The sequence below is a fragment of the Streptomyces adustus genome, from assembly GCF_009377175.1.
GTDB lineage: Bacteria > Actinomycetota > Actinomycetes > Streptomycetales > Streptomycetaceae > Streptomyces > Streptomyces adustus.
Window position 1 is genome coordinate 35,662 of the sequence record NZ_VJZD01000043.1, and the last position, 14,111, is coordinate 49,772.

The 14,111-nt window shown below is 67.9% G+C and carries 9 protein-coding genes and 5 pseudogenes; 10 read left to right on the plus strand and 4 right to left on the minus strand.

The window, feature by feature from the left end; translation table 11 throughout:
- Window positions 1-173 precede the first annotated feature (173 nt).
- The 7 genes and pseudogenes from FNH09_RS13565 to FNH09_RS13595 all read left to right on the plus strand — a co-directional run bounded on the left by FNH09_RS13565 (window position 174) and on the right by FNH09_RS13595 (window position 6,632).
- Window positions 174-1,619: an aldehyde dehydrogenase family protein gene (locus FNH09_RS13565; protein WP_152887522.1), complete on the plus strand. Its 1,446-nt coding sequence runs from the start codon at window positions 174-176 to the stop codon at window positions 1,617-1,619.
- Window positions 1,620-2,090: 471 nt separating this feature from the next.
- Window positions 2,091-3,062 (plus strand): SLAC1 family transporter, encoded by a 972-nt coding sequence (locus tag FNH09_RS13570; protein WP_152887525.1) that lies wholly within the window; start codon window positions 2,091-2,093, stop codon window positions 3,060-3,062.
- Between the two features lie 878 nt (window positions 3,063-3,940).
- A complete protein-coding gene (locus tag FNH09_RS13575; protein WP_152887527.1) occupies window positions 3,941-4,288 on the plus strand; it encodes a VOC family protein in 348 nt (115 codons plus the stop codon).
- 79 nt (window positions 4,289-4,367) lie between these two features.
- Window positions 4,368-4,724, plus strand: a pseudogene (locus tag FNH09_RS50145) (ISAzo13 family transposase); the annotation flags it as partial.
- Window positions 4,725-4,787: 63 nt separating this feature from the next.
- A pseudogene (tnpA, locus tag FNH09_RS13585) lies at window positions 4,788-5,090 on the plus strand (IS200/IS605 family transposase); the annotation flags it as partial.
- 384 nt (window positions 5,091-5,474) lie between these two features.
- Window positions 5,475-5,828, plus strand: a complete 354-nt coding sequence (locus tag FNH09_RS13590; RefSeq protein ID WP_152887547.1) for a VOC family protein — start codon at window positions 5,475-5,477, stop codon at window positions 5,826-5,828.
- 54 nt (window positions 5,829-5,882) lie between these two features.
- Window positions 5,883-6,632, plus strand: coding sequence for a transposase family protein (locus tag FNH09_RS13595; RefSeq protein WP_338017561.1), 750 nt, complete (start codon window positions 5,883-5,885; stop codon window positions 6,630-6,632).
- 137 nt (window positions 6,633-6,769) lie between these two features.
- On the opposite strand, the pseudogene FNH09_RS13600 reads toward FNH09_RS13595, so the two are convergent.
- Both FNH09_RS13600 and FNH09_RS48460 read right to left on the minus strand, forming a co-directional pair.
- Window positions 6,770-7,005, minus strand: a pseudogene (locus FNH09_RS13600) (helix-turn-helix domain-containing protein); the annotation flags it as partial.
- Between the two features lie 160 nt (window positions 7,006-7,165).
- Window positions 7,166-7,644, minus strand: a pseudogene (locus tag FNH09_RS48460) (transposase); the annotation flags it as partial.
- Between the two features lie 139 nt (window positions 7,645-7,783).
- Here FNH09_RS48460 and FNH09_RS13610 point away from each other — a divergent pair.
- The 3 genes and pseudogenes from FNH09_RS13610 to FNH09_RS48465 form a co-directional block, all read left to right on the plus strand.
- Window positions 7,784-9,625 carry a protein kinase domain-containing protein gene (locus FNH09_RS13610; RefSeq protein ID WP_162468535.1) on the plus strand — a complete coding sequence of 614 codons (1,842 nt, stop codon included), beginning with the start codon at window positions 7,784-7,786 and terminating at the stop codon, window positions 9,623-9,625.
- A gap of 518 nt (window positions 9,626-10,143) precedes the next feature.
- Window positions 10,144-12,255, plus strand: coding sequence for a HEAT repeat domain-containing protein (locus FNH09_RS13615; protein WP_152887535.1), 2,112 nt, complete (start codon window positions 10,144-10,146; stop codon window positions 12,253-12,255).
- A gap of 168 nt (window positions 12,256-12,423) precedes the next feature.
- A pseudogene (locus FNH09_RS48465) lies at window positions 12,424-12,681 on the plus strand (LysR family transcriptional regulator); the annotation flags it as partial.
- 296 nt (window positions 12,682-12,977) lie between these two features.
- On the opposite strand, the gene FNH09_RS47055 reads toward FNH09_RS48465, so the two are convergent.
- Both FNH09_RS47055 and FNH09_RS13625 read right to left on the minus strand, forming a co-directional pair.
- Window positions 12,978-13,208: a hypothetical protein gene (locus tag FNH09_RS47055; protein WP_162468530.1), complete on the minus strand. Its 231-nt coding sequence runs from the start codon at window positions 13,206-13,208 to the stop codon at window positions 12,978-12,980.
- A 228-nt stretch (window positions 13,209-13,436) separates the two neighbouring features.
- A complete protein-coding gene (locus FNH09_RS13625) occupies window positions 13,437-14,072 on the minus strand; it encodes a response regulator (RefSeq protein WP_162468536.1) in 636 nt (211 codons plus the stop codon).
- Between the last annotated feature and the right edge of the window lie 39 nt (window positions 14,073-14,111).

Genomic DNA, 14,111 nt, shown 5'->3' on the forward strand with positions numbered 1-14,111 from the left:
TGCCCGGTCAACAGGTCGGCCGAGCAGACGCAACCTGGAACCCCTTCACGCCAAACAGGAGTGCGCCAACCGCCCACTCTGACAAGCCGAACAAGCCAATGCACCTGGGCAGACCCCTACGGTGAATGAACCGCCGTTCGAAATCCGCTATCACGAAAAGCCGGAGCACACGCATGACTTCTGTCCATTCCTTCTGGCTCGCAGGACGCCCGGCCGAAGGCAACAGCACCCTCGATGTGACTTCTCCGTGGGACAACCGCCTGGTCGGAACGGTTTCTGTGCCGACCGACGCACAGGTTGAAGAGGCTGTCGCCGCCGCCTACGCGGTGCGCGACGAATTTGCCGCCTCTCCGGCGCACCTTCGGGCCGCCGCCCTGGACCATGTGGCCAAGCGCCTTGCTGAGCGGACTGAGGAGATAGCTCAGCTGATCTCTGCCGAGAACGGCAAGCCGATCAAGTGGGCACGCAGCGAGGTCGGCCGGGCCGTCTCCGTCTTCCGCTTCGCTTCTGAAGAGGCCCGCCGCTTCAACAGCGGCGATGCCCAGCGCCTGGACACCGACGCAGGCGGCCGGGGGCGTCTCGCCCTGACCCGCCGCTTCACCAAGGGCGTGGTCCTCGGCATCACCCCGTTCAACTTCCCGCTGAACCAGGGCGCCCACAAGGTGGCTCCCGCCATCGCCGCCGGTGTGCCGATCATCCTCAAGCCCGCTCCGAACACTCCTCTTTCCGCGCTGCTCCTCGGCGAGGTGCTGGCCGAGACCGACCTGCCGGCCGGCTCATGGTCGATCCTGCCGGTCGACAACGACCGTATGCCCGCCCTCGTCCAGGACGAGCGCCTGCCCGTGATCTCCTTCACCGGTTCCGAGAAGGTCGGCTACACGATCATGGACTCGGTCCCCCGCAAGCACTGCACCCTGGAACTGGGCGGCAACGGCGCGGCGGTCGTCCTCGCCGACTGGGCGAGCGACGAGGACCTGGACTGGGCCGCGACCCGGATCGCCACCTTCTCGAACTACCAAGGCGGCCAGTCCTGCATCTCCGTGCAGCGGGTGATCGCGGACGCGTCCGTGTACGACCGGCTGCTGCCGCGCATCGTCGCCGCCGTCGAGGCCCAGGTGACCGGTGACCCGTCGGATGCCGCCACAGACGTCGGCCCGCTCGTCAGCGAAGGAGCCGCCGTGCGTGTCGAGTCATGGGTCGACGAGGCAGTGACATCAGGCGCCAAACTCCACACTGGTGGCACACGCGAAGGCGCGTCGTACGCACCCACCGTGCTCACCAGCGTCCCGACGGACACCACCCTCGCCTGCGAGGAAGTGTTCGGCCCGGTCCTGACCGTGACGAAGGTGGACGGCCAGGCGGAAGCGTTCGCCGCAGTCAACGATTCCAAATACGGCCTCCACGCGGGCGTGTTCACCCGCAACGTGCAGGCCGCTTTCCGCGCCCACCGCGCCCTCGAGGTCGGCGGCGTGATCATCGGTGACGTTCCGTCCTACCGCGCCGACCAGATGCCTTACGGCGGCGCCAAGCAGTCGGGCGTAGGCCGCGAGGGCGTGAAGTTCGCGATGGAGGACTACACCTACGAGCGAGTCCTGGTTCTGACCGACCTCGAACTCTGACAAGTTGGTACGTGACAGCAGGGAATCGGGCCGCGGAGGCCTGAACGCCACCGACTCGTCTGCGTCGGCCGCCTTGCGGCCACGCCCGTTCATCGGCGGCACAGTCTCCCGCACGGTGCGGCGTGTCCTCGCTGTGCCGTTCGGTGTCGCCCGCCACCGTCACCCGCGCCGTCCCAGAAGCCGGAGAGCCTACCGATCGGGGCTGGACGCCTCCCAGAACCAAGTGTGTATGACCAGCCTCCAACCGGCATCCCGCACAGCGTTGGCTTCTGCCTTTCGTAAATGCCCCGAGCTGCACCGCACTGCGCGAGCGGTGCAGCTCGTGTCGATGCAGACTCGATAGAACCAACGGATTCGGGGCGGGATTCTGCGACGGCGGACGCGTCGTGGGGGCCGTCCTCGCCTGGCCGGGTCCCGTACGACCACCGCCAGCGAAGCCCGACATGATCCTGGGAACCAGAGGTTTTGGATATGGCCGCGCCGCGCATACCTCTCGCCTTCTTCGGAATATCTCTGGGCCTCGCAGGCCTGGCCGGCACCTGGCTCACAGCAGCCCATGAAGGCCACGTGCCGATCGGCGTGGGCCGTGCCCTGGTCGCGCTCGCTGCGGTCGTCTGGTGCGTGACGCTTCTGCTGTACCTGCGATACGCAGCGTCTGTCCGGGGAGCCTTCGTGGCCGACATGCTGGACAGCGTCGGAAGCCCATTCGGCTCACTGGCGGTCATCACGCCGATGCTCCTCGCGGCGCAGGGCATAGCCCCGTACGCCCCCGACGTCGGCCGCATCGTGGTGGACGTCCTCATCGTCCTGACGCTGCTCACAGGCGGCTGGTATACCGGGCAATGGATATACGGCCCACTCGAGTTGGACCAGCTTCACCCGGGTTACTTTCTGCCCGCTACCGGCGGTGGTCTCGTTGCCGCCTTCAGTGCTGTGCAGGTCGGGCAGGAGCGCGTGGCCGAAGTCATGTTCGGGCTGGGCATCATCTCGTGGGTCGTCCTGGGCTCCATGATCCTGGCCCGGCTCTTCTTCCGGCCTCCGATGCCGCAGGGCCTCACGCCGACGCTCGCCATCGAGGTAGTACCCGCCTCCATGGCAAGCGTCGCCTGCTTCGCCCTCAACCACGACCGTATCGACCGGCTCTCGGCTGTGCTCGCCGGCTACTGCCTGCTGATGGTCCTCGCCCAGGTACGGCTACTCCCCTTGTTTCTCCGCCTGAAGTTCACACCTGGCTTCTGGGCTTTCACCTTCTCCTGGACGACGGTGGCAACCACCGGACTCCACTGGACCAGCACCGGCCACCCTCCCGGCGAACTTGTTCTCTCCTACCTCCTCCTGGCCGCCGCGACCGCACTCGTGGGAGCCATCGCGATACGGACGCTAATGGCCATGGCACGTCACCAGTTCCTCCCCTCGGCGGCGCCACCGCCTCCCTCTGCGTAGGTGCCGCCTGTTGGATCAGCGGAGGAGGGACAGGGGCTGCGGCTTCTTGCTGACCGGTAGAAAGCAGGCCCGCGCCTCACGGATCGACGGCGCACCTCGTAGCCGTCTCGTTCCCCGGCTCCGGGACGGCTGCGCACGCCCTTCCACCATTGAGGCTCGCTGCCGTGAACGCGGTTTCTCCCGCGGCGCACGATTCAGCCCATGAGCAGTGGCGGGAGCGCTCGGGCAGCGCCCCTGAGCGCGTGCCGCTGCCACTCCGCGCACGAGCAGCGCACTGTGGCCGACCCGTACCGGCGCTCCCGCCCGCGGCCGTAGGGCGAACCGCACTCCCCCTCCCGTGAGTGATCCAGGTGGCCTGGTCGCGTCCGGTCGGAGTAGCCGCGGACGTCCGGGAGACGTGAGCCGAGCCCGCCCCCGTGCGCGGCCCATGAAGGAGTCGAGTCAGACGGAGTCTCCCCCGCTCTGCGCCAGGCATCATCGCGCGAGCGGTGCCCGGGGGTGACCCTGAAGGTGACCTGTGCGACAGCGCCAGCCCATTCTTGACCCGATCGTCCATATGTGTTTTGCTGATCGTGAGACCGAGGCACTTATGCCCCGGTATGCGGTTCCCGCAACGCTGGATCCGGCAAGCGCCGGCCGGGCTGTAGCCCACGCGAATGGCCTCGTGTTCATGACCACACATGCGGTCGTCGCGGGCACACCAGGGCCCTACGGGACCGACTCAGAGCCCCACGGATATCGAGCAGTGGCCGCCTGGCTCCGCTATACGCCCGCGAGCAGCCCCTGCCCACCATCAGGTAATCAGATCTGCCGCCGCACGCCAATGGTGCACCGGCGGTACTGCCGTCCAGAACCGTAACCAAAGAGGAAGTACCACTATGAGCAGCAACATCCACGCAATGGTCGCGAACGTCGAGGTAGAAAACCTTGAGGATGCGATCCCTCTGTACCAGGAATTGACCGGAGAGACGGAAGTCCGCCGATTCCCGTACCGTGATCTTGAGCTGGCACTCGTCGGGCCCTTCCTTCTCTACTCCGGGCCGCTTGAGAAATACGTCTGGCAGAACGGAACCGTCATCGTCGGCTCCCTGGCGCCCGTTCTCGAAGCCCTCGGCAGGGCGGGCGCCGAGATCCTCGAAGCGCCCAACGAAGTCCCCAACGGCACCAGGGTCGTCGCTCGTCACCCGGACGGCTCCGTCTTCGAGTACATGCAGCTTCGAGCCTGAACCTCCGCGCCCAGCGCCACTGCGGTGCTCTGAGGCTGGCATCGGGCCCGCCTCAGAGCACCGGCCGTGATCACCATCGGACTTCCAGGCGCTGATCGACCGGATCACCGTGCCCTGCCAAGCCGCGCTCGACCAACGCAGGCATCACCAACGGGGTGGTGATCGACGCCCGGGAACCCGTGGTGGCGTCTTCCGTCAAAAGATCACCGACGCCGACAGGATCCTGGCGACGCTCCTTTCCCAGCGAGAGATATGCGATCAGCAAGCCGTGGCGGACTTGTTCGGTGTCAGTCGCCGCACCAGCCGGAACGCCATCAAGGACGTCCGCCCCCTCCTTGAACAGGACACATACGTTCCGAATCTCGCCGAACGACGCTTCGCCACGGCCGCCGACGTACTCGCATCCGTCATAGGAGACAGCAAAACACCATGTTGAATCCTTACGGCTTCATCTGCTGCGGAACTCCTTGTCTTCCGCATGCATGTCGCCGACCGGCACCTGACGCGCTGCGAGGAGATCATGCAAGCCGTGTGCGAGGACTTCGAGTCGGAGCTGGTCGAGTTCAACGGCGAGGCCAACCATGTCCACCTGCTGGTGAACTTCCCGCCGAAGGTCGCCGTGTCCAGACTGGTGAACTCCCTCAAAGGCGTGTCCTCGCGCAGACTCCGCCAGGAGTTACCCGACCTCGTCCGCCACTACTGGCGGGCACAGCGCCTCTGGTCCGGCTCGTACTTCGCCGGCTCGGTCCGCGGCGCGCCTCTCAGCATCGTGAAGCAGTACATCGAGCAGCAGAACCGGCCACTCCGACCCGGGCTGAAGTCAACAGTGCGGATCCGAGCACACAGCCGAAGTCAGAGCAGTTCTCAGATTCGCTTCACCACCGGGCTGAAGGCCCGGTGCACTGCGAATAGACCCGGTAGCCCGACAGTAACCCTCAACTACCCCAGTTGTACTGCTCGTTTGGCAGTCCCTCTTCGGGAGGTCACTCCGGCTTCTGTTTCGGTGATTGTGGCCTACAGAACAATGCGGCTTTCAGTCTTCACGCAGAATCGGCCGGCTGCTGGTGCGCGGGAGGTCCGCGCCCACTGAACTTGTCGGCTTACGACTTGCCCCGCGATTGAAGCGGGTGATGGTGTGGTGCGGGGCCGGGCCCAATCGCCGTCCTGGCAGGATGGCGGCATGGAAATGGAACGTGTACTTGGAATTGGTGGCTACTTCGTGCGGGCTGCCGACCCGAAGGCCCTGAACGCGTGGTACCGCGACTGCCTGGGCTTGGACGCTGACGAGCACGGCCTGTGGCGTCAGGCAGCCGGGCCGACGGTGTTCGCGACGTTCGAGTCCGGGACCGACTACTTCGGGTCCCGGACCCAGCAGACCATGCTCAACTTCCGGGTCCGCGATCTGGATGCGATGCTCGCGCAACTGCGTGCCAAGGGAGCGGACGTGTCCGAGGACATCCAGGACATGGAAGGTGTCGGCCGGTTCGGCTGGGTCACCGATCCCGAGGGCAACCGGGTCGAGCTGTGGCAGTCCGCCTGATCGCGCCCCGCAGACAGACGGTGATGCGCAGCTGGACCACTATGTTGTCCAGGCGTGAACGTTGGTCAGGCCCGTGCAGCCATGTCCGACTACGACTTCTGCGGTATGTCGGCGGAGCACCTGGGTGCCCTCGCGGTCGAGCTCGCATCACGCTGGGAGGCGCGGTGCGAGTCCGAGCGCTGTGACCGACGCGGGGCCTCGCGCCGTCGAGAGGCGGGGGCCGGGCCCAAGTACGGGCTGGCTTTCGTAGACCGGCTGCTGGTCACGCTGGTTCATCTGCGGACCGGGCTCACCCACGCGGCCCTGGGGGTGATCGACGAGGTCGGCTCCTCCACGATCGGCCGGGCGATCGTGGGGATCCGTCCGTTGCTCGCCGAGCGCGGATTCACTGGCCCGGGCCAGCCGGGGCTGCGGCTGCGCACACTGGAGGACGTGTTCGCCTACGCCGAAGCGGAGCGGGTCACGCTCAGGATCGACGGGACCGAGACCCAGGTCCGCCGCCCACAAGCGGGCAGACCGAGCCGACGCTCGTTCGTGTCGGGCAAGCGCAACCAGAACACGATCAAGACCACCACGCTCAGTGATGGCCAGGGCCGCACCCTGTTCTCCGGGGCCCTCCGGCCCGGCCGGATGCACGACCAGACCGCGGTGCGCAACGAGGGCATCGCCGAGCAGTTCCATCAGCACCCCGGCGTGAAAGCCGCGGTCGACAGGGGATATCGGGGCCTGGCCAGCGAGTTCCCCGGCCAGGTCTCGGCCCCGCCGAGGAAGCCGAAGGCACCGCTGACGGCAACAGGCCCCTGACCGAGTATTACGGCTGGCACGAGGCCAAGCGCCGCCAGTCCTCGGCGCGAATCTGTGTCGAGCACGCCAATGCCGAGCACCGCCAGTGGCGTCCATTCCAGCGGTACACCGGGCGCCGCGAAACCTACGGCGAAAACTTCGTCTTCGAAGACGATCCAGGCCCCGAGCGCCGCCGCGGTGCTTCCACCTGCGGCCACACGTCCTTCTTCCAGAGCTCGACTGCGTGTTCGTCGCGTTCGAGCGCTCGACGGGAGGGGCTCTGCCAGGACCAGCCGTGGCGGTGCAGCAGCCGCCAGACTCCCGCGATCGAGCAACTGACATGGAACGGGCGGACGATCAGGGCCCTGGCGCGTTCCAGGGTGCACCGCTGGTCCTTCCTCTTCGTGGTGTCGAGCACGCAGAGCTGCTCGGCGTTGCGGCGGATCGACGCGGGCAACTCGATGATGCGCAACTGGCCGCATCAGCCGCCTCGGTCCGCGGCAGGAGAAACGGGGGTTCGTGATCCGCAGGTGAACCCAGTACTCTGCTGGGAAGGTGAACCCTCCCCGCGAGCGGCCCAGTCCCTCACCTCCTGCACCACCTCCACCAGCCGGGCGAGCAGACTCTGCCACGGCGTTTCGCCCTGATGTTCTGCCGTCTCGGCCCCCTTCGATGCAGGTGTCGGCGGATGCTCGGTGCGGGCACCGGCCGCGTGCTGATGGGCTCGCACGATGGTGGAGTACACCGAGATCTCCCAATCGATCTCGCCTGCGACATCGGCAGCGGCCTGGACCTGTTCCAGCGGACGCTCCCACGTGCCGTCGGCCGACCACAGCCGGTGGCGTTCGTGGACGGTCTTCCACGGCCCGAAACGCTCGGGAAGACCCCGCCAGTGCACCCCGGTCCGCACCCGGTGCAGAATCCTGTCGATCACCTGCCGCTGATACCGCCACCGGCCACAACGCCCATGGCTCACCGGCAGGAACAGCCGCGGCCGTTCCCACTCCGCATCAGTCAGATCACCCCGCCCCATGCCCAACTCGGAGCCTGAAGCTCCAGGAGGCATTCCCGGTCGAAAGCGGGACATGTCCTTGGGCAGCCGTTAGCCTCGGTTGGATCGCTGCCGCGGACGCATACCCATGCCTGAGGTATCCAGGGGAGAGAGGTTCTCTTTGGCCCACGACGAACGTTCTCTCCCCTTCGGCCGCGCCCCCGAGTTGCTTCGAGACGGCCGTGGCAGTGTCGTCGGACGACCCGAGGACGATCTCTGGGTCACCCGAGACGGAATGGGTGTCCCGCGCGTTGTCATTCTGACTGCCGCACTCGTCGAATACCGGACCGTGCAGGAGTTCTTGAGCCGGCCGGAGAACGAGAGTTCGGCGTCCGGCGCGCCTTACACGGTCGGGTACTTGGGCGTGGAGGCAGGTGAGTGGGAGGTGTGGGTCACCTGTATCGGGCAGGGCAATATCGCGGCCGCGCTCCAGGCGAGTCATGCCGTCCAGGAGCTGCGCCCGGAGCTCATCGCATTCGTGGGCACGGCCGGAAGCCTCAAGTCCGATGTCCGGCTGGGCGACGTCGTGTACGCGACCAAAGTCTACGGATATGAGTCCGGGAAGCAGACGGACCATGGCCTGCTGGGACGGCCGTCCATAGAGGTGACGGACCCGCACACCACGCAGCTGGCGTTCAGAGTGGCGGCCCAACGCGCCTGGCTGCGGAAAGTTCCCGACAACGGTCTCGAAGGGCCGACGCCCGAAGCGCATGTCGCTCCGATCGCGGCCGGGGAGAAGATCCACACGGGAAATCGCTCCGCCCTGTACGACTACTTGCGTCAGGCCTTCGACGACGCGCACGCCGTCGAGATGGAGGGCCTGGGATTCCTGAGCGGTGCGACTTTCTGGCCTGCTGGAACGAAGGCCGTGGTGGTACGAGGGGTGTCGGACCGTCTGGTCGACAAGGCTCCGGGGCAGGACGCCGTGATGCAGCCGACGGCCTGCCGCCATGCCATGGCCCTCCTATGGGAGCTGCTGGAAAACTGCTGGCCCAAAGCGGACGCGATGTGGGGCCGCATCGCCGCGCCGCCAGGCGTGAGACGAGCCGCCCCGAACCCGCACACCTTCGTCGGCCTCCCCTCCAAGAACGGCTCCGCGACGCTGATGCGCCGGGAGGACATCCCCGCACTGGACCTCGTAGGGGAGGTCGTGGACGGGCGGTATCGCCTGCTGAGGGAGGTAGGACGCGGTTCCCTCAACGTGGTGTGGGAAGCCGAAGAGTTCGCATTCGGCGGTTCGCTGGGACGGGTGGCTGTGAAACTACAGCCACCCCAGACCGACAAGCGGTACGTGTACTTCTCGCGCGAGGCGGCCATCATGGCACGGCTCGATTCTCCGAGCCTGCTCCCGTACCGCTGCGCAGGCACCCAGCGCGACGGGAAACTCGCGGGATGGAACTACATCTGCACGGCACTCGCGGAGCTTTCGCTGCGCGACCTGGTCAACGAGCAACCGCTTCAAGGATCCGAACTCGTCTCCATGATGCGAGACGTAGCGGTCGGCCTGTTGGAGCTGCACAAGCAGAGACTCGTCCACGGAGACATCAAACCCGCGAACATTCTGCGTCTGGGCGAGCGATGGGTGATCGGAGACTTCGGACTCACCCAGAAGACGGGAGCGCACGAACCGGAGGGAACCATCGGGTACATGGCTCCGGAAAGATTCGGCGGCACGGTGACGACCAAGAACGACGTGTACTCGTTCGCCGTCACAGCTGTCGTGGCGGGGAGCGGCCTGACACGCAGCGACGAACGCACTCTCGACAACACCCAGTATCAGGTGCTGCGCTTCCTGGCGACGAACGTGCCCGACCCGCCCGCCTTCAGGGACGCGATCTTCCCGCCTCCGGTGTCCGCGCTAATTCACTGGTCGCTGAGACCTGAACCCGCGGAGAGGCCGTCGATGCAGGATGTCCTGGACTTCCTGAACGAAGATTATGACGGCTGGCCTCGGAACGGCTGATCATGCTGAGGACACACCTGGCCGATGGTCCTGGGTATCCAGGTGGAGGTCCTCCTTGGCGACCGGCTCGCCACCAACGACCGCCGCGCGCCGCAGGAATCATCCGGACGCACCGCATCTCCACACGATGCCTTGGCCGACCTAAACCGTGACTCCGACACCCGCCAGCGCCTCACCTATCCCGCTGGGCCTGACGTTGTCAGCTCGGCACGGTTACGGCTGTGGGGACTCCGAAGCCGCGTCGATCAGGTCCTGCACCACATCTCGACCTTCCGGAACGTGTCGTCGTGCACCCTCCTCACCGTGGACGGGCTCATACGCGGACCGCGTGTGCAAGTACTCCTGGGACGGAGCGCTGCAGTTGGTCCATGAGCGTTCTCGTTGACTCAGGTGAGCGCATCGGATGGCCTTCAGGAACTTCGTACGTGTCTGCGCTCCAGGCGAGAGACCCTCTCTGCTCGACTGCTCCGAGGCGGCAGGGAGCCTCGATGTCAGTGCCGGCCGTCATAGTGCCGTCCATGATCAACGAACTTGACAGCGTCGACTGGTCGTCGATGAGCCATGCGTACGGTCCGGCCGACGACGTCCCCGTGTGGCTGAGGGACATGACCTCAGGCGGCCCTGAGCTCCGGGACAAGGCCCTCAGCCACTTCTACAGCGCGGCTCACCACCAGGGCGACGTGTACCCGTGCACCGTGGCGAGCCTGCCGTTCCTGTTCCACATGGCCCAGGATGCCGCGACCCCCGACCGTGCCTCGATCATCGAGCTCCTGGTCAGCATCGGACGCGAATCCATGGATCGCGACGTCGACGCCGTCTACATCTCGCCGGACGGAACCGAGTCGACAGCCCACGCGGACAGCGTGGCGCTGATGCGCGAAAGCACCGACCTCTTCGTCCGCTACGCAGCGGACCCGGAACCGTCCGTACGCCGGGCGGCGATCGAGGGCCTCGGCCTCTTCCTCGACGACGGCGACCGCGCGGTGGGGATACTGCGCGGCCGCCTGCCGGCCGAGAGCGGGATTGTGGAACGGCTGCTGGTCGTCCGGACGATGGCTGACCTCGCGCTCCGGTTGCCCGCCGCGCAGGCCGCCGCCATGGCCTGGCTCGACACTCTGGCCGACGATCCGACGCTGTCCCCCGACATCCCGCTCGCCGCCCTCGTCCACCGGGCCCGCTGCGCCCCGCAGGACATGGGAAGCGACGCCGTACCGACGGCGATCGCCCTCCTGCGCCGACTCACGGCGCCACCAGAGAACGTGCCCGGCGACGAAGCACGCCGGTCAGATTCCGCAGAATGCGCGTGCACGACAGCCGCCGAACCCCCGCCGGCCCAGAATGTCCCGCCGCACGTGGCCGCTGCCTTCGAGGACCTCGAGCGACACAACCGTATCCATGCTCCGACCACGTCCTTGCTCCGCACCTTCCACGCGGTGCTCGATTCCCGCGTGCCCGAACGCACGACCCTGCTCACCGCGCAGCTCCGCAGCCCGGACCCCGCCACCCGCTACGACGCGATCCGCATGGCCCAGGACCTGATCCTGGCCTGGCGCGGTGAGCACCGCGAACTCGTCACGGCTCTCGCGCAGTGCCTCCTTCCCGATGATCCGTACACCGCCGCCGCGGCGGCCGAGAGCCTCGGAACCTTGGCGCCTGTCGCCGAGCCCGCCCGCGAAGCCCTCGCCTCCTACGTGGCCGAACACCGCGCGGCGCATGGTCCGGACGTGTGGGCGACGCCGAAGCCGCTCCTGCGTCGCGCCCACCAGGAAGCCGTGCTGGCATTGGCACGCCTGGGTGACCCGCGGGCCCTGCCCGGCCTGCTGACGGCTCTGGACGGCGATGTCGACGCCTGGCGTGCCGTGCAGGTCGCCGGTTGCATGCGCCCGGCCGCCGGTGAACTCGTACCGCGGTTGACCGGGCGTCTCGCGAACGTCGACTTCTCCCAGCCGTGGGCCGGGACGGGCGTCGGCGCCCTGGTGTCCGCCCTTGCCGAACAAGGGGACCCGGCAGCCGTCCCCGCGATCACAGACGCCGTCACCGCCGCAGTCCGTCACGAGGAGTGGCGGATCGCCGCGTCCACCCTGGACGCTCTCGCCTCCTTCGGTGTCGCGGCCGCATCCGCCCTGAAGGTGGTGCGCCCTCTGGCCGACGCGCAGGACGTCGATCTCCGCATGGCTGCCACGGCCGCTCTGTGGGAACTCGAAGCCGACCCGGAGAACGTGGTGCCTCGGCTCCACGACCTGCTCGACACCTATCGCCGTCATGAGGCGGCCGACGTTCTCGGTCGGATCGGTCCGCCCGCCGCGACAGTGCTTCCGCGACTCCGGCAGATGCTGACTGCCAACTACGAGTGGACCCGCGTCCACGCCGCAGCCGCGCTGTGGGACATCGGCGGTGATGCCGAGAACCCTGCCGTCGTCCAGACACTGCTCGGAGCCTGGGAGAACAACGACGCGACCTCCAACCACGTCCTGGCCTGCCTGAACCGCATGGGCCACGCTGCCGCACCGGCCCTCCCCCGCATCCGAACAGAACTCACGCTGACCCGCCGCAGCGGCCGCTTCAGAAGCACCGCGAACGACGAAGACCTGCAGGACACCTGCCGCGCCATCGTGGCTCGCCTCGCCTGACCTACGCACGTCACCGACAGACCCGCCCTGTGACGGCAGGCAACCCCCTGAGCGCGGACTTGGCCGGACGGGCCGACTACCGCGCTCAGTCACAACTGCATCGCCGCGTAAGGCCAGGAGCACTCACCGACCAGTTCGGGGCGGGGTGAGGGCGCGGGTCTCCGTCCCGGGGCGGTGCTGCTGCGGGAGGCGCGAGCGGCGCTGGACGCCGTCGAGGCCGCCGAACGGCGCACCCGCCGTGCCGCCCTCGCGGCGACCGGCCGCCCCGCCGTGGTCCTGGCCGCGAAGGCGGCCGCCTCCGGTGAACTGCTGGCCAAACTCCTCGACACCTACGCCACCGAGCCCGGCGCCGTCGCCGTGGACGTCGTACTGTGCGGGCCGGGCGAGCAGACACGGTTGCTGCACGACGGCCGGGCCGACATGGCACCTCCTGGGGCGCCTCCGCCGCGATCTCCTGAGCCCGCGTTCGCCGGCGCCGGCCTCTTGGGCTTCGAAGAGGCGAGCGGCGTAGAGCCTGCGCCAGTACTCCTCGGCCCCTCGCCGACGCGCCATGACCGTGTCGGTGCACTGAGCGCGGTCGCCGACGAAGATCTGCGGGGCGAACTCGTCGCGGCGTGCGACGCCCGTCGGCCGGGCCGGCGGGTTCCCGTCCTTGCCCAAGGTGGCGAACGCGCAGGTCCGGTAGGGGTCCAGAACCTCGTGCGGAGCGGAGTCGAGAACCGTCATCGGGCCGCGCCGGCCTGGTCGACCGGCGCCAGCTGCGCAACCGCGAGATCCGCGAGATCCGCGAGATCCGCGACCTGATGGTCGACCGCATCCGCCGCCGCGCCGTCGACGTCGACTACGGCACCCCGGACAACTTGGTGGGCAACCTGGTCCGGTACTTCTGGAAGATCACTGAAGAGATCAATCCGGATCGGGCCGACCTGCGGCTGAGCGAAGAGATCGTCCAAGCTTGGAAAGGGTGATTGCTCGTCCGCCGGAGCGGCAGGTCCCGCAAGCGCATCGCCGGTCCGTTCCTGGCCGTCCGTGCCTTCTGTCTGGACCTGCCGATCGGGTCGGCGGCCGAGCCCAACGCTGGGGTCCTGCACCTTGCGCTTGCCGTGGGGGTCGTGGATGCCGGGCAGGGGCCCGCCGAGCATCTCCGAGACGAGGCGCGGTGAGGCGGTCGGCCGGCGCGGTCAGCGGCGGATGAGGCCGAGGTCGGTGGCGGTGGCGACGGCGGCGGTGCGGGAGTCGACGTCGAGTTTGGCGTAGACGCGGGCCAGGTGGGACTTGACGGTGCCTTCGGTCAGGTGGAGCCGCTCGCCGATGGCCTGATTGGACAGGCCGTCGGCGACCAGGGTGAGGACTTCCGTCTCTCGCCGGGTCAGGGCGGTGCCGGGGGTGCGGAGCCGGTTCATCAGCCGGTCGGCGACCGTGGGCGCCAGCGTGGTGCGTCCGGTGGCCGCGGTGCGTACGGCGGCGGCCAGGTCCTCGGGCGGGGCGTCCTTCAGGAGGTAGCCGGTGGCGCCGGCTTCGATGGCGGGCAGGGTGTCGGCGTCGGAGTCGTAGGTGGTGACGATCAGCACGCGCGGGGCTCCCGGCCGGGCGGTGATCCGGGCGGTGGCTTCGGCACCTCCCATGCCCTTGCCGAACTGCAGGTCCATCAGCACGACGTCGATGTCGCCTTCTGCGGCGCGGGTGACGGCTTCCTCGGCGGTGGCGGCTTCAGCCATGACGACGAGGCCGGGTTCGGTTTCCAGTACGGCGCGCAGACCGGCCCGTACGACGGGGTGGTCGTCGGCCAGCAGCAGGCGGATGGGGGTGTCGGTCACGGGCGGGCCTCGGGTCGGGTCTCGGGCCGGGTCTCGGAC

Coding starts and splice junctions, on each gene's coding strand:
- FNH09_RS13575 (WP_152887527.1), top strand. CDS start 3,941: ATGAGCAGCAACATCCACGCAATGGTCGCGAACGTCGAGGTAGAAAAC.
- FNH09_RS13565 (WP_152887522.1), top strand. CDS start 174: ATGACTTCTGTCCATTCCTTCTGGCTCGCAGGACGCCCGGCCGAAGGC.
- FNH09_RS13590 (WP_152887547.1), top strand. CDS start 5,475: ATGGAACGTGTACTTGGAATTGGTGGCTACTTCGTGCGGGCTGCCGAC.
- FNH09_RS13615 (WP_152887535.1), top strand. CDS start 10,144: ATGATCAACGAACTTGACAGCGTCGACTGGTCGTCGATGAGCCATGCG.
- FNH09_RS13570 (WP_152887525.1), top strand. CDS start 2,091: ATGGCCGCGCCGCGCATACCTCTCGCCTTCTTCGGAATATCTCTGGGC.